This window comes from Sulfuracidifex metallicus DSM 6482 = JCM 9184 (assembly GCA_032834875.1).
Taxonomy (GTDB): Archaea; Thermoproteota; Thermoprotei_A; order Sulfolobales; family Sulfolobaceae; genus Sulfuracidifex; species Sulfuracidifex metallicus.
Genome location: CP135238.1, coordinates 1267892 through 1283699 on the forward strand (window position 1 = coordinate 1267892; position 15808 = coordinate 1283699).

Consider the following 15808-nt stretch of genomic DNA (forward strand, 5'->3'; position numbering starts at 1 on the left):
GTGGTGTACATGCTCAAGTACGATGTGGGGGTTTCCGCTACCGTCGAGGCTATGGGGAGACTCCGACAAGGGGTTCAAGTTCGTGAAGGTAAGCTTCACCCCGGAAGGGATAACGTGGACTATTTCAGGTAAGAACAGGGAAGAGGTCAACTCGATCATAAACATGTTCTTCTTGATAAACGGCTTGGAAGTGAGCTTAGGCCAAGGTGAAGCTTTATCTTGATGGAGGTTGAGGGGCGGAAGACCCTCATGAAGGGGTGAATAGTCTTTTTATATTTAAATATCGAGGTCTACAATATTCTATCAATTACAGTTACCGACGGAGTTAACTGTCGCCGATATGCCTTGGAACGGAGAGTCTATGTGGTACGTCTCAGCTACATCTGAAGTCCCTTCGTGGACACCCAACTAATCAGGTAGTGTTCTGTGCTGGAACGACCATCACTGTGGGGCTCAGCCCTATACCGTTAGCAAGGGAAGGTTTGAAGCAGGAAGTCTTGTCCTTAAGGGCATGGTAGTTAACGGCTGGAACGGAGTGGAAGGAGACATGCACGAAAATATTCACCTATGATTTCATGCATTAATATCTCATTCCTTTTTTTATACATATCTCTTTTCCATTCTAGCAAAGTTATTAAGCCTTAAACTAACCTTCAATTATTTATATTTTATAATGGACTTATGAAAAAGGTTATTAATATTTTTGGAAAAAGGCAGAAAACATGAAAAAGAGAGCTTTCATCCTCGTAGTTGCCGTGATAATAGCTTCGGTTTCCTTCCTTTATTTCTTAGCGCATGGAATTAGCTTGGAAAATTTCAAGACAAACAATAACGAAAACAATTCCCAGAATTCAAGAACTTACGTTATAGTCCACGCTAATCGTTCCATCATAGAAGGACAAGACGAACACATAGAGGTGAGAATTGTAAATCCTACAAACTATAAAATCGATATAAACGTCTCAGATGTACCTGGACAAGAGCCTTGCGTTAACACTGTTCCAATAGGTATAGTCATTTATCAAGGGATATATAGTTACAACAACGTCTCTAATGCAACTCAGCTTTCCATTTATCCACCAGTTTTTTGTCCTGTATTACCGAAAGTAGTAAAGGAGGAACTGTTACCTAACAGCAGTACGATGAAGGTAACGTTGAATGACGGAATCACTAAGGTGTTAAATGCCTCATTAAATTTGTGGATACATGGATATTATATACATTCTAAGGAATGGAAATTCTACCCTCTTATTGGCGGGCATCATTACACTATAGAAGTTTTCACTCCAGTGTCTCAACCGATGTTCGTTTATTTCTACGTATCTCCTTGATGAAGAGCATAAAAGAAAGGGAAATAGGTAGATGAATGGACAATCTCTCAACTAAAAAACACATCATAACATTGTGTCTTGCATTTACTCTCTTTCTCGTTATTCCTTTATTTCCTGGGCTATCTGTTCTAGCTCTATGTTGTTAACCTTTCTTCCTTTCAACAACATTATTCCTGATATCATGGACGCAATCCCCATGGTAAAAATAGCGTAAAGCGGTGAATATCCGTAAGCCAAAGATACAACTAGAGGTCCAACAACGCCTCCCAAATGACCTATTCCGTCTGCTATGCCCATTCCCAAGCTCCTTACTCTGTTGTTCAAGTTCTCCGCAGTGTAAGCATACATTGTGGGGAACTTGAACCCCTGGAAGAACATGGATATGAAAGCCACAATTAGAAAAGGTAAACCCGAGAGTATTGCCCAACCTATGATCGCCACGCCGCTCAAAACGTTACTAAGGGAAGAAGACCACTTTCTTTCAATTTTGTCATTAAGTAGAGAGGACAAGGTTACTCCCAGTGGATCCCCGTAAAGAATGTAGGTGAAATATAATGGAGCGTCAGCGAATCCCTTATTCTGAATAATTGAGAAAATACTCCCTGAAAATAGGGAATAACCTGCGAAGTAACTAAAGAACCACACCAAGGTAAGTAGAATTATTTCTTTGTTTATTCTTACCTTCTCTCCCCTGCTCGTCTCCCAACGCTGACTCTCGGGAAGGGTGAGCCTGAACATTACAGAGAACAGTGAGAGAGATAGACCAGCCACGAAAAGCAACCTCCAGTATTCCTCACCCAAGAACACGGCAATTGGTCCTACAACCAAGGTCATAAGGAAACCCCCCAAATTAACTAAACCTACTGCTCTACCTCTGAATGAAGCCGACGTCATCTCGCTAACGTAAGCAGGAATTACGGCAATTTCGCCCTCTATTCCGAACCCTATGAGAAGCTCTGCAATTGCCAACTCAAGGAAATTCTGAGAGAGAAAACCAACAAGAGAACCGATTGCTATCATCAACATGGTGAACACCAATCCCTTCTTCCTTCCCAATAATGTAGATATAATTCCGTTAGTAGCACCACCGAAGAAGTAGCCTAACATTTCAGTTGTAAGGGGGAGGTTAGCGATAGTTGAAGAAGTAGGAACGTTGAACTGTTGGGCTGAATAATCCACGATGTAAGGTACATTAAATATATCCCAAAAGGACAACGACGTTCCGACTGAAATTAAGGCTAGCTGTTTTTTCGATAACATTCCGAGTGGGTATATACTGTATAAATAATTTAAACTTTCTTATGACATGCGTCACTATTGAATTTAGTTTCTCCATATGTTAATCCACCTCTTTTTGTAACTTTACTTTACCTTCAACCAAGTTCTTAGGGAATGGTAAATTCCATTTATTTTTATTTTCCTCTATCCTCTCAACCTTAATGCCTTTGGTTATGGCTCTTTCTACCCCTTCTTCAAAGTCTTCCTCAGTAGTTGCGAACATGAGCTCTTTCAACAACGTTGATAGATCTTTGTCATTAGTCCTATAATGTTCCGCGATTTGAACTATCCAACTCTCTCCTTTCTTGTATACTACCACCACGTTTTGTAGGTAACCCTTGATAACGTGTGGTATTCCAACCACATATATGTCCCTAATCTTACATATGTTCATATTGAGAAAAATCCGAAACAGACGTATTTATATATATTGCGTTCTCTTCCATGTCTGAATTTTATGAGAGCTATTCTCTATTAAGTTAAGTTAAATAATTCTATCCTTAAGTATACCTTACTCCCAGAGATAGAGCTTTTTTGGTTTTCGCTACTTTGGATAAGAAATATTTAATCTGTGTATCTTTAGCTCCCCTTATCCTATATTCCATTAAAACATTTTAGTTATAAAAATAAGGAAAGTTTAGTCCCTAATAGAGTTTTATCTTATTTAAGGGTGTTTATGTATCCATTCCCCCCCTCACTATTCTCCTAATTGAGCTAATTAGAGTACTTAATAATACCGATAGTAACGCTGTCAGGGATGACATGAACATCACGGGGAACGCTGAAAGCACATATATTGAATCCCTGATTCTGGTCTTCATGGAGGATATTAATACACCGAGGAATATGAAGTCTACAATGGAGTAGGCTAACTTCAAGAAAATATCGAAGGAAGTAACTTCTGTTTTTGCCATTTTAATTAGTCTTACAGAAAATATAACTAAAGCCCGTCTGAAGGCCAATAAATCTGACAAGATAGGTAATCCAAGATTACCCTGCCTTTCAAGAATATGTTCCGTGGTTCTTATTAAGTGATACCCTAAATCAAAGCCAGTATACATATACTCGATAGTCAAAAGAATGGGCAATAAGTACCAATAGCTTAACACATAATAGTATATGGGATTAGGTGTAACTTTTCTCTTTAATTCCTGAACGTAATAATAGTATCCAGCTCTGAACCATCTGGTCATCTGCTTCAATAATGAATTAAAGTCACGAGGCGGTGAAGTAAATACTCTAACGTCTTCGTCTTGAACAACCTTGTATCCTTTTTCTTTGAGAAAGATAGTAATTTCCCTATCATCCCCTATGAAACCTTCCTTTGTTCTCAGGAATTCCTGTGATGTTATGAATGGCAGAATTACATCTGTTTTGAAGAGCGAACACTGCCCATTTAGAACCATTATACCTCCATTCTTCGAAAGGACTCTGTTATTCAGCTTTCTGAAGAAGCTCAATACCTTTGAAATTAAGTATACCGACGAATTAGACGTTGTTAATTCTTCTACTAGCGGAGTTATTCCTCCAATAGAGTCATCGAATTTACTGGCAAGATTTTCAATTCCTCCCTGCTCCACTAGTGTATCACTGTCTAAGAGCAAAACAAGAGAAGTTCTAACTCTTTTTATTCCTTCGGCTAAAGCTCTTCTCTTTCCTGAGTGAGGTATCTCAAGGAACTCTCCTCCGAAGACAGAAGTAATTTCCTTGTAAGGGGAAGAGCAGCCATCTCCTATTACCACGAATCTAACTCCCTGAGATGCTACCGACTTAACTGTGTCAAGGAATAGACCTTCATCTTCTCTGTAAACTGGGATCACCACAGTTACATCCTTAGAGGAGTAGCGGTTTACTTGAGGCTGTTTCACGGGAGAGCGTGCAAACAGGAATAATATCAAGAAATAGGTAATAGAGAGAAGTGAAAAAACCTCATCCATATCATATATATATTCAATAGACAACTCCGCTACCTATAGAGAAAGGATTTTCTGCAAAGTTAAAAAGATTCTGACCTCCTCCCCGCCCTAAAGGGCGAGGCTTGTCGTTCTTTTTGTCATGAACTTAATCTAGCCTTTAGGTCGCCATTACAACATTTTAGGATTATTTTTAATAGTTCTCTTAAAAATTTTATAATTAATGAATTCATAAAGAATAAAGCAATTTAAAAATCAGATGATAATTTAATATCTATTATTTACCTTGTTAAAACAAAAGAAAAGGTTCATAAAAAAAGAGTTTATGTTAAAAGCAACTAACTACGGGTGCTCCTGTGCCTGAAGCCTCATTTATAACTAATTCTATATAATTGGCAGCGCTCACTATCGCAGTTAGATTACCTCCGTTATGATCTAATTGGCTCCAAACTTCGTTTACTGTCATTCCTCTTAGATATGTAGGACTAATTAAAGGAGTAGCATCAACCCAAGTACCGTTAGGTCCAGTTATTATGATTCCAAAGTTTAGATGAGGAGGTTTTACAATATAAGCAGAACTATTATTATACCCTTCAACCTTCACTTGTGTCTCGTATTTTATAAACAGACTTGAAATATTGTACCAGTCGGTTTGGTTCAAAGTTTCTTTTAGGCTTTGGTTAAGTATCTTCTCTCCTTGTGGTACTAATTGATTCTCCGATATTGGATATCCGGATAAGAAAGTACCATTGTCGAGAACAGCGCTTCCATTTAGATACTCATTATAAACATATACAACATGAAATTCTACTGTAGAATTAGGTTTGAAGTTCTCAAATATAAGTCCTGGTATATTTTGAGCCACAGTATCAAGTGGATCTGAAGTATGATTATAATAGATGAAGGTTCCCCATTTTTCTAATGCTCCATATATAGCCCAAGATGCAACCGCACCTACTGGGCATCCAATCCAAGACTGTTCAATTACCTCTACTTTCCCTGGTGGTGCCAAATCTTGATTGCTTACCTTAATGAACTTTCCAAATGGTATTTGGCTTACGTTATATTCTGGTTGAGCTAGAACTCCAGCCGGTTCTGTATATGTAGAGCTGGAAATAGATGATGTCTGTTTGCTGTTATGAGGAATGTAACTTGGTATTATTGCTACCATAATTACTACAATCATAATTAATAAAGCCCCAGCTATAACTAGCTTGTTCATATAAATTGATAATATACTTTATTTTAAAAGTTATTCGTTACTTAGATATAAAAGCTAATATATAAATGTTTATTAATAAAAACAAAGATAATCTTTTTATCATAAAAAAACTTTTAAAATTTTTTTAAAAAAAAATTAATAATATCCTCCGTATCCGCCAGATCCTCCAGAAGAGCTACTACTCGTTGAAGTAGACATGTTCATTTCTGGCAGTGTTATTACCCAAGGCACTGGCTTAAAGAACGTCAGATTTATCATTATTCCGTTGCCTAAGACTATTGGATCATGGAATATATAGCCTGACTGACCTAATGTCCACATTTGAGCTCCCATACTTGGAGTACTTATGAATGTTATGAAGTGATTAGTTGCAGAATACTTGAAGCTTACAACTCCATTGATTGCGTAGGCAAATGCTATGAAAGGTACTTGTCCGCTTACTGGTTCCTTTAGACCCTGAACGGAGTAGTATACTACTGAGAAGTTATATTCTTTTAATTGACCCGTAGTTGTGTTAACATATGTGCCTGGAGGTATAACGACCATTATATTTCCTGCATTTATCACTCCACCAACCGTGCCATTTACTGTATATGTATACGCATTTATTGGAGTTAAATTAAACACTGGGCTGACAGCCATGTTTACTGGTGTAGGTGGCGTAGCTACTGGAGTTCCTGCACTCTCAAATATCCATATTACAGGTTTGAAGAATTGTATATTTACCATAACATTCTGTCCATATATCCAATGATCTGGGAATTTATATGCACCGCCTATATATGTTGATCCATTAAGATGTCCTCCGAACCATGTCCATGTGGTCCAAGTATCGGGAGCGTATACGAAAGTTATTGCTGGAGACATTGCTTTACTTGCATTTACGAGTGAGTATGCTGGAGATATATGACCGTTAATTTCAAACGCGAAGGCGTAGGTAGGCGTTAAGTTTGTTCCTGGTGGAGAGTAGACTGCAGTTGTGCTCATTATTACTAGAGAGAAATTGTATACTGACGCTAGAGATCCATTTGGTAATTCAGCGAATGTTCCTGGTTTTATTACGGTTACTATGTTTCCAGCTTGAACAACGGCGCCTTGCGACGCATTAACAGTAACTGTGGATTCTTTTATAATGTTAAATGTTGGTACGTTCAGATTGTAGTAAATTGTATCGCTCTGTAAACTTACAGGAGTAACGTTCCATGTCTCATCTGTTATCTGCCACATTGACGCTGTAGAGTTGTACATTAGTGTTGCCTTTATGGAGGCGTGAAGATCATAAATTGCAGGATATGTTGGTTCTCCTTTATTAACAAATCCTATGAATGGCGTTACATTTGCATAGAAAGTGGCCATAGTTCCATTTGGAGAGAGATTAACGTTTATGAAAGGTGGTACTGCAGTTCCATTAGCTAGTAAGTTCTGCGAGTATTCAACTACGAAAATGAAGTAGCTATCCCATGCATTGACGAATTTCTCTATTTGAGATATACCGGTATAAGTTCCGTTCTTAAGGCCTAGAGGGAGTTGTCCATTAATCTGTAATGTTGCATTTGGAGCAAAACCTTGTGCTACTACATTGCCAGGGAATTCTGCTCCAAATCCGTTTATCTGAGATAATACCGTTGCAGCTACTTGGTTAGCTTCTATTTGATGCTGTGATGGATATCCAGCTATTACTGCCGAAGGAGACAGCTGATTACCGTTCCACTTTAATGACGTTATCTCAAGAGCTCCGTTTACATTCTGTACAGTGAATGTAGTTGATGCATTAAATACTTGTAAATAAACTGGGTCTGATGTTGGGGCAACAAAGTATTGGGTTACCGCTGTCACATAGTAAACTGATCCCATCTTAGTTACTGTTGGTAGAGACGTTGTATAGAAATACACTGTCTCATAGTTGGAGAAGAAACTGGATAACCAGGTAGAATTGAACGTACTAAAGCTATACGTACCGGGGAATGGAGTACCTTCAATAGTTGCTGTAAAGTTAGGAGCTAGGAATGGAGTTACATCAGATGGAGACTCGATTGCAATTCCATCAAGGAATTCGAATACTGGTGCTAATGGAGATTTTCCACCTTGTTCAGAAGCATATAATTGCATCAAAGCGTTATATTTAGACTCTAGAGATGAATAATTCTGTTGCATTGCTTGTAACATTGACTTAAGGCTCTGGTACTGAGAATAGTTGTTCTGAGCAAGTTTCATATAGTAAGATTCGTTTGCGGACGCTTGGGCTAGAGCGTTACTTAGAGATGATTGATTTTGGCTAAGCGAAGAATAGGAACTGGACAGTGAGGAGTAATTAGATTGAACGGAGGAATACTCCAAAAAACCCACTGCCGCTATTATTAGGAGAATTACTGCGACTATTGCAAGTCCTGCTATCTTTGTATCCATTGAGTTGAAGGGATTGATAGATATAAAAAGTATTTTCCCAAATTTTCCTTCTACTCAAAATAAGTAAGTTATTGTACCCTAATATGAAACCTTTAAATTTATACTTTATCCACAGTAAAAAGTACTGATATCTATTATTAATATTTATCTCGTCTAAAAAGTTACATATTAAATATCAGTATAATTACATGTACCTATTGTTTTATAAAATTGCTTAAAGCCTTACTCTAATGGGACATGAAGGAAGTTAGCGAGGTCAAAATAAATGAGGGATAAGTTATGTTGTAATCCCTTTTACACTTCAAAGGAAGGTTAAAATAGATAATGCAGATTAAGCTCTAATTATTATCTCATCTATCTTATATTTTACCATCTGATAATGAACCTTACGTTGCTTTGCTTGATAAGAAGGAAGCCGGTCTTAATTATAAGTAACGGTAAATATAAGACAAATGAAGATAGAAGTCAAGTTATGACATGATTAATTCAGTTGGATCTTGTGTAGATGGTCTATATTCTAAGTCCTGTTTTACGCATTTTATCTTGGATAGAAATCCTCTGTCGCATATTTCTTCCTTTAACTTTTCTCCTTGCATGTTGAATTTTATGTATCTGTAGTGCTTTTCTTCTTCTACCTTTACTACTATATTCTTGTCTTTATAACCCGCTGATACTACATTGCCTAACTTCAGTGATCCAAGTAGACTTGTTATATCAACTACATCAAGTGTCTCCTTAACTTTACCGTCGTTTTCCAGTTTAGCGATGTGATGTTTTCCGTTGCACGAAAGATCTACTAATATATATCCTTTCCATCTCTTTAACTCTTCCCTACAACCCGATGACAATCCCATGGTATTGTACGCTAACCTCAATGCATAGGAATCTGTGATAGAATGTTCCTTCTCTTTTACCTTTCCTTCTAAGCTTAGGATAACCCTGTGGTTAAAGTTTCCATCGCTGGCATTAACTTCTATGGAATTTTCCTTAATAGAGGATTTGACCTCACATCCAGGAAACTCCTTTTTACCCCACATCTCTCCGAACTTTTCGTTTACCCTGAGGAACTTTACCTTAATGGAACTTCCGTCGTGTTTAACTAAGTACTCTGCAACCCCAGTTTCTCCAGATATCTTTACTATCCATCCCTCCTCTGTGAACGATACATCTAGAGTGGTAGGACGTGAAAACATGTTGTTAATGAAATACGTCTCTGAGTTCTCTTTCACCTTTCCTGAGGGTATTCCGACCCTTTTACATGATACGTCTCCAGTGTGAGGGTCAACGTCGCATCTATAAAGGGTAGTATCATCTTCTGCGTAAACTCTGAACTCTCCAGTAACGAGAAGTGCCTTCCCGTTAACTTTTTGCTCAACTAAGGAAACTGCATGTTTCTGAGTTATCTTTAACTCCTTTGATAGAACTACTCCTACCTTGTTAAGCTCCATGAACCCGTTCCAATTCTCGTCTAAGTAAGTTAAGGTGTATCCCTCCTCCCTTTCCTTGATTTCCACGTTTCCTCCCTCTACACCGAACTCCTTTTTGAGTAGGTCTACTATCGCCTCTCTCTTAATTGGATCTATCGTTACTTGCGTAGTATTTCCTACTTTCACGTGTGCATTAGTAAGTCCTAAAGAGAAGGTGAAGGTAAAGGAAGACGTATACCATACTTTTTTGACTTCATCAATTCTTGAGTTAATGACTTCAGCTGTTGAAGGTAGTTCCTTTTTAGCAACCTGAAGGATAGCCTCATCTGAAGGTGGTTTGCCTTCAACCATTTCAACTTGGAATGGCACGCTATACTGAATGTCTCCTTTCACTTTCACTTCATTACCGTTCGGATCAACGAATATCGTAGCTGTGAGCGTTCTCTTTCTCTTATCATTTGGGAAGTCATATTCCAAAGTAACCTTGCAGGAGAAAAGTGGTGAGAGGGTGGCTAAACTTCCTATGAGAAGAGGCTTAGCCTTATAGCCAGAAATTAGTGAGGTAGCCCTATCTAGGGCTTCCTGAAATGAAAGGGAGAATATAACTCCCTCTTTTACTTGTGTTTCCATGATAATAGATACGGTGGAAGGTAAAAACCCTTTTCATTATTTATACAGAACTAATTAATTACTATTCAACTTCATGTTATAGGAATGGAAACTATTTGATTTTAATCTGATTTCTTCCTTAGAAAAGCTAGGCTTTCTGCCCTTAAACTCCAATGCTAAGTGTAAAAACAATGTAAAGTAAGAACAGATAGATTGATACACTGCTTACTAGAATCAGAAAACTAATATAATTATGTTATATTAGAGAAAAATTATGAAAGAGGGATAAAATCATAGAAAACAGATAAATAGACAAACAAAAAGAAAATTAGGATTCATTTAGGCTTTCCTAATCTAGACTCTGGGAATTGACTATATATCGTAGTTGCTACTATAAGCAAGATAATTGTTATCGTACCCACGATTGCCACTTGTGAGCCGGTTAGCGGACTAGTAGCAGAATCGTCAGTTACCCATGCAGCTAAGATGAGTTGTATCAGGAAAGCTACAACGAATATTATCTTAAAGGCCACGTCCATTTTCTCTAATCGATCCTGAGTTACTGCCATTCCTCGTCACCTGTAAAGCAAACGTGCTGTGAGCAACATAGAAGCAAACACTGCAAAGGCAAACTCCCATCCGCTAAGTGCCATTTGAATTCCTCCACTCAGTATGTGTCCTGAGGCGCAACCGCCAGCCATCCTAGCTCCTAAAAGCATTAAGTAAGCTCCTCCGAATGAACCCATGAATCTCACGGCTTGATTATTTCCGAACCTAGCCACCCAGCTGGGAGGTATCACGTTCCTGAAGGAGGTGAACCTCCTAGTTATGAACACCGACGCGAAGAACGCTCCCATTAATGTTCCTATGTCGCTGAAAGGTTCCCAGCCTATACCCTTAAACACTATCTGGCTATATTTGAAGTCAGGCAGGAACAACTGACCTGCTATCCAAGACATTGTTGTGGACTCTCCGAATATTTGATGCAAGAACATTTCCAGCACTACGGTAAGCCCTACTAGTCCAGCCACGGATATCATGAACCACCTAGTTACGTTGTCCTCCGTTGCGTAGTATTCGTTTACCTTCTTAGCTATTGTTCCCTCTCCGTATGGCAAACCACCATCGGTTAAGTATACTGCGGTATCAATGTGTTTCTGTACCTCAATAGGAGACATCCTCTTCTCAACGTTTGCTCTTATGCACGACCTGAAACCTCCCTTGTATCTTGGCATGTAATAGGCTATGGTGAAGAGCACAGCTGCGTAAATTAGGGAGATAATGAACATGTCAAATTTAGTTAATCCGTCTAAAGGCTGTATAACGTAAGGTGACACTTTCTTTCCTCCCAGTACTAAGCTCCCGAAGTTCAAGGTGTTAACTAACCAGCTACCTACAGGAGTCTGATATATGACTGTCCAAGTTGCTGCACCTAGAATTGCACCGACTATAGCGTATATCGCGTCCCTTCTTCCCTCTCCTAATGCCATCCATATTGAACCTGGGAAGTAACCCGAGATTGCAAGTCCTGCACCGAAGAGAATACCTCCTAGACCCACGCCTATGATGTAGAGTGGCTTAGGGGACCAATGGAATCCCACTCCAGCTGCGTATAAGCCGAAGATAACAGGGGTAGCCACAGCGAAACCAATGAGTATGCAGTCAAGGAATAGCCTATCCTCCCATTTCGCTAGTCTGATTAAAGTTTCAGGGTTTGAGATTCCCCAAGCTTCAGCAGCTCCTCCTATCACGAAACCTATGAGGAGACCGACCCACATGGGTGCGGTAAATGTTATCATTTTTCTTTTCACCTAAAGATTCACTCTCCTCTTCGTAGAGTAAATTCTTTTTTTATTAAATTTGAAATCAAGTTCACTAACACTGTGATCTTTAGTTCAGAAAACTTACAATTGATGTTTTAAAATGACGAGGTAAGTATCTTTCTCGACCTAAAGAGCATGCTTTCAAATTTTTCAGGAGCGAATTATCATGCCATTACGGACAGGAATTCCTGCTTCGTTACTCCATCTTGTCCAACGGTAGAGGATGAGCTCCATATACACTAAGGGTAGTTCTAACCCACGGTGCTTCCTGAAAGGTTGATCCACACTAAGTCTAGGATCAGGAAGAGGTTACTTGATAGAACATCGCTTTAACCGAGGCATCTCACTGAAGCTTACTCACGTTGGTGAATGTCATTAATATACGATCTTTAAATTTGTATTTTAATCCTTAGATATGAGGGAACTATTTGCCTACTCATGAGTGAGACCCTCCGTCCCCTTAACCCCTTTTAGATAAGTAAACTACACCGCCCTTACGGACGGGGTCTCTGGCGAAAAAAGATGAAAGCAGTTTAGAAGAGGAAGTCTAAAAATAGTAGCACTTTAACCTTGGACGAAAATGAAAAAATCATACATATTTCAAACTCGCGTATATCGAGCTTAAATTTCACCTTTTCTCTTTCCATGTATGAAAGAAATCATTTATACAGAAAAGGCTCCTAAGCCTATAGGTCCGTATTCTCAAGCCGTCAAAGTAGGGGATTCCCTGTACGTCTCTGGCCAGCTTCCCATAGATCAGGAGGGAAAAATGCCGTCTAACATAAAGGAACAGACTGAACAGTCACTTAAGAACGTTAAGGCTATCCTAGAAGAGGCTGGATACATGATGTCAGACGTTGTCATGTCCTTAGTTTACATCACGGATATGGGAAAGTTCTCAGAGTTCAACGAAGTTTACTCAAAGTATTTCCCTCCAGAGGAAAAACCTCCAGCTAGGATTACAGTAGAAGTTAAGGGTCTTCCTAAAGGAGCCCTCATAGAAATAGGAGTTATAGCTCAAAAGGCTTAGGAAAAAACCTTTTTTATTAGTCCTTCTAGATATGGGCACGACATATCATATAGGTCGTGGTTTCCATGAACTATACAGGACCCTGCTATTGGCTTACCCTCTAACAGGACTAGACTAGCTTTTTCATCCTCTATTATACTATATGCAGTACCTTCGAAGATCTTTCTGTACTCTGCCATTCTCGATCACTTAAACTAAGTAATATTACTCAATCATTTTTAAACCTTTCTACTCATTCCCCTACAAGAGCAAGAGGAGAATCCACATCTGGATGGAAAGTTTTCGAAAGGATTCCATATAAGGCGATCCTAAGATGAAAAAGGTTCAACATGTAAGCATGGAAATCGTGAGAAATTGAGGTTGAGGAGCATACATGAACTACCCTGCCCCTTACGGAATGGTCTTCCGCCCCTTAACCCCGTTAAGATAAAAGGGAAGGATTCAAGAAGTATTCTTTTATTTTTCAATTAAACATCAATATTACGTGATGAAAAACGATTCCAATTAAGGTTTTAAAGGTTAGCCTTCCAGTGGAAATGAATCCTATTGCCTCTTCAACCTAAAGTACAAGATAACCGAAAGGGAATGACTTTATTTTTGTTTTGTTCAATTTTAGAAAACAGTTAGGCTATTTCTGGAGTTGTTCCAAGGAACCTCGATTCCGTAATCATATGTAAGGACTGAATCAAGTTCCTTGACTATCTCCTCCATTGTAGTTTCTCCCTTTAGCCCCTTGGTTATAATTTCATGAAACTCTTGAGGGACGTAGTCTAAGCGGGGATTCAATTCGTAGAATTCCCTCAGTATAGTCTCCCGCTTAGATCTGTCCTTCACGGCTTCCTCAATTTCGTTCTCTGCCCACTCCGAGAACGGAAAATTGTTGGTCAAAGCCACGTAAAGCGATACGGTAAACGAATACACGTCAAATTGATAGTCTACATTCATCCCGAACCTCTGCATAGGATGAGCATAGTAAGGAGTATAGTGTACCGCGGGAATTCCAGCCTTAAGGGCAGAACCTAAGTCAGAAAGTTTAGGAACTACTTCGTAACCTAAAAGAGCCTTCATAGCATCCTCACCCATCTTCGGCAATTTCTTATTAAAGAGTATATTGGAGGGCTTTATGTCGCAGTGAACGTAACCCTCCTTATGGACATCTATTACTCCTCTAGCTATCCTTGAGAATATCAAAGCCACTACCTGAGGCCACTTAACGGAATGTCTCAATGCTGAATATTCCTCATTAACCAATACATCCCTCAAGTCTCCTCCTTGCATATACTCCATCACTATGGTAGGCGGACTAGAGAAATAATCCGTCCAGTTCTCGTCCAAGAATGACGCGTAAACCCTCACTAGATTGTCTGACCTTTTTGAAATCTCCTGCATTTTCGCTACCTCGTAAAGCATTTCCACAAATGTGTAGTCTTTTTTCATTACCTTCATTGCAAATGATTTACCGTTCTTGTCGGCCAGCAACACGTAACCCATGCCTCCGGTTCCTAGAACACCCTTTATCTCATACCCATACATTACATAACCTACCCAAGACGACGGATCAAAGACGTCAGGAACGAATAACTTGTAAGGTTTAAACTTGTTACACGCCTCTATTACGCCTTCTCTACATGCAAACATAAATTCCCTTTCCGCCATAGACGATGCATTCATGCCCTCAAGTGCAAGACCTTTCACATATGCTGAACCTGCATTTCTCTTGATCTTCTCTGCCTTCTCAATTACCTCAAAGGCTTTCTTATACTCATTGAGATGTATATAAGACCAAGCTAGCATAACCATGTTATGGAACGTGGATCTCTTTCTAACTGCCTCCTCAAAGTTTTCCTTAGCGTGTTCGTAATCCTTCTTCTCGAAGTAGTGCCAGCCCAAAGCTAGAGAGGGTGCATCATATGTTGGTAGTACCTTTAATGCCTCAAGGAGGTACTTTGAGTTCCTAGTGGAGTAAAAGTTGTCAATCAACGAGTTAGCCTTAGCCCTGAGCCTAGCCTCAAGTTCTCTATATTTCTCTTCGGAGAAGAAAGAATATATCTTCAACGCTTCAAGTTCTTCTCCTACCTTCTCAAGACATGGAGCTACTATGAGAGAAATTTCGGGATCTGTCACCTTCAGTTCCTTATAGAAACTGACAACTTTACCACACTCTCCGTTAGAAGCAAGGGTTGAGAATGCCTCTTTCATCAGGTCTTGATCCTTGTAAAATCTGAGAACGTATTCTGCTATTTTCGGATCCTTTGCCGCATTTAGGATGGATTGTTTGGAACCCCTTAGCACAGGAACACCATATATGATCTGATACATTCCGTTCAATACTGGAGAGTCAATTTTCCCTGTATAGAGGAACACTGCGTCATTCCCTTCGAAGATGAACCCCAGCTCCGGCGTGTAAGCAATTAACCTTACGTCTACTACCTCATTGCTAGGAACCATCACAGGAATTGACGTTTGTCTAACCTTATTTTCGTCAATCGTTACTACGTACCCTATTACGTTTCCTTTAACCTTCAATTTTCCATCGTAAGTTGTTACGTTACCGTTATCAAAGAGATACTTGTTACCGTCCTTAACGACAACGAATTGCACGATTTCAGTATTACTGTAATATTGATATCAAAAGGAAATACACATAATACTGGAACATGAGTCTTAAATTTGACCATTAATTAAAAGAATGTTTCTCCTTTTGAAGCTAGGTGTGATTTATGAAATAGCTTAAATAGGTTATAGTTAAAAGGTTTAGACAGTCTCCTC

General features: G+C 39.1%; 14 protein-coding genes. 3 read left to right on the top strand and 11 right to left on the bottom strand.

Features of this window, described 5'->3' with window-relative positions; all coding sequences use genetic code 11:
• The first annotated feature begins 22 nt into the window (after positions 1-22).
• Entirely contained in the window at positions 23-223 is a 201-nt protein-coding gene (locus RQ359_RS07035; protein WP_054839269.1) for a hypothetical protein, read from the top strand.
• Positions 224-412: 189 nt separating this feature from the next.
• On the opposite strand, the gene RQ359_RS07040 is transcribed toward RQ359_RS07035, so the two are convergent.
• On the bottom strand, positions 413-553 hold the full coding sequence (locus RQ359_RS07040) for a hypothetical protein (RefSeq protein ID WP_457921151.1): 141 nt from the start codon (positions 551-553) through the stop codon (positions 413-415).
• 169 nt (positions 554-722) lie between these two features.
• Here RQ359_RS07040 and RQ359_RS07045 point away from each other — a divergent pair, with 169 nt between their 5' ends.
• Positions 723-1331, top strand: a complete 609-nt coding sequence (locus RQ359_RS07045; RefSeq protein WP_156017170.1) for a hypothetical protein — start codon at positions 723-725, stop codon at positions 1329-1331.
• Between the two features lie 99 nt (positions 1332-1430).
• On the opposite strand, the gene RQ359_RS07050 is transcribed toward RQ359_RS07045, so the two are convergent.
• The 8 genes from RQ359_RS07050 to RQ359_RS07085 all read right to left on the bottom strand — a co-directional run bounded on the left by RQ359_RS07050 (position 1431) and on the right by RQ359_RS07085 (position 11985).
• Positions 1431-2591, bottom strand: a complete 1161-nt coding sequence (locus RQ359_RS07050) for an MFS transporter (protein ID WP_156017168.1) — start codon at positions 2589-2591, stop codon at positions 1431-1433.
• A 79-nt stretch (positions 2592-2670) separates the two neighbouring features.
• Positions 2671-3003 (bottom strand): hypothetical protein, encoded by a 333-nt coding sequence (locus RQ359_RS07055; protein ID WP_156017166.1) that lies wholly within the window; start codon positions 3001-3003, stop codon positions 2671-2673.
• A gap of 280 nt (positions 3004-3283) precedes the next feature.
• Entirely contained in the window at positions 3284-4507 is a 1224-nt protein-coding gene (locus RQ359_RS07060) for a glycosyltransferase (protein ID WP_162199590.1), read from the bottom strand.
• A gap of 343 nt (positions 4508-4850) precedes the next feature.
• The gene (locus tag RQ359_RS07065) at positions 4851-5744 is read right to left on the bottom strand and encodes a DUF929 domain-containing protein (RefSeq protein WP_054839265.1); all 894 of its coding nucleotides are present in this window, start codon (positions 5742-5744) and stop codon (positions 4851-4853) included.
• 135 nt (positions 5745-5879) lie between these two features.
• On the bottom strand, positions 5880-8150 hold the full coding sequence (locus RQ359_RS07070) for a hypothetical protein (RefSeq protein WP_156017162.1): 2271 nt from the start codon (positions 8148-8150) through the stop codon (positions 5880-5882).
• 470 nt (positions 8151-8620) lie between these two features.
• Positions 8621-10207 carry a hypothetical protein gene (locus tag RQ359_RS07075; protein WP_156017160.1) on the bottom strand — a complete coding sequence of 529 codons (1587 nt, stop codon included), beginning with the start codon at positions 10205-10207 and terminating at the stop codon, positions 8621-8623.
• 314 nt (positions 10208-10521) lie between these two features.
• Positions 10522-10755, bottom strand: a complete 234-nt coding sequence (locus RQ359_RS07080; protein ID WP_240900150.1) for a hypothetical protein — start codon at positions 10753-10755, stop codon at positions 10522-10524.
• Positions 10756-10761: 6 nt separating this feature from the next.
• Positions 10762-11985, bottom strand: coding sequence for a YeeE/YedE thiosulfate transporter family protein (locus tag RQ359_RS07085; protein ID WP_054838782.1), 1224 nt, complete (start codon positions 11983-11985; stop codon positions 10762-10764).
• Positions 11986-12658: 673 nt separating this feature from the next.
• Here RQ359_RS07085 and RQ359_RS07090 point away from each other — a divergent pair.
• Entirely contained in the window at positions 12659-13039 is a 381-nt protein-coding gene (locus RQ359_RS07090; protein ID WP_156017157.1) for a Rid family detoxifying hydrolase, read from the top strand.
• Here RQ359_RS07090 and RQ359_RS07095 read toward each other — a convergent pair.
• Complete coding sequence (locus RQ359_RS07095; RefSeq protein ID WP_054838783.1) at positions 13036-13218, bottom strand: hypothetical protein; 183 nt, start codon at positions 13216-13218, stop codon at positions 13036-13038. The genes RQ359_RS07090 and RQ359_RS07095 overlap by 4 nt on opposite strands.
• Before the next feature lie 433 nt (positions 13219-13651).
• Positions 13652-15640 (bottom strand): protein kinase domain-containing protein, encoded by a 1989-nt coding sequence (locus tag RQ359_RS07100; RefSeq protein WP_338116991.1) that lies wholly within the window; start codon positions 15638-15640, stop codon positions 13652-13654.
• Positions 15641-15808 lie beyond the last annotated feature (168 nt).

Bases quoted from the DNA above. Each gene is read 5' to 3' on its own strand.
- RQ359_RS07035 (WP_054839269.1), top strand. From the start codon at position 23: ATGTGGGGGTTTCCGCTACCGTCGAGGCTATGGGGAGACTCCGACAAG.
- RQ359_RS07045 (WP_156017170.1), top strand. From the start codon at position 723: ATGAAAAAGAGAGCTTTCATCCTCGTAGTTGCCGTGATAATAGCTTCG.
- RQ359_RS07050 (WP_156017168.1), bottom strand. From the start codon at position 2,591: ATGTTATCGAAAAAACAGCTAGCCTTAATTTCAGTCGGAACGTCGTTG.
- RQ359_RS07055 (WP_156017166.1), bottom strand. From the start codon at position 3,003: ATGAACATATGTAAGATTAGGGACATATATGTGGTTGGAATACCACAC.
- RQ359_RS07065 (WP_054839265.1), bottom strand. From the start codon at position 5,744: ATGAACAAGCTAGTTATAGCTGGGGCTTTATTAATTATGATTGTAGTA.
- RQ359_RS07070 (WP_156017162.1), bottom strand. From the start codon at position 8,150: ATGGATACAAAGATAGCAGGACTTGCAATAGTCGCAGTAATTCTCCTA.
- RQ359_RS07075 (WP_156017160.1), bottom strand. From the start codon at position 10,207: ATGGAAACACAAGTAAAAGAGGGAGTTATATTCTCCCTTTCATTTCAG.
- RQ359_RS07080 (WP_240900150.1), bottom strand. From the start codon at position 10,755: ATGGCAGTAACTCAGGATCGATTAGAGAAAATGGACGTGGCCTTTAAG.
- RQ359_RS07085 (WP_054838782.1), bottom strand. From the start codon at position 11,985: ATGATAACATTTACCGCACCCATGTGGGTCGGTCTCCTCATAGGTTTC.
- RQ359_RS07090 (WP_156017157.1), top strand. From the start codon at position 12,659: ATGAAAGAAATCATTTATACAGAAAAGGCTCCTAAGCCTATAGGTCCG.
- RQ359_RS07095 (WP_054838783.1), bottom strand. From the start codon at position 13,218: ATGGCAGAGTACAGAAAGATCTTCGAAGGTACTGCATATAGTATAATA.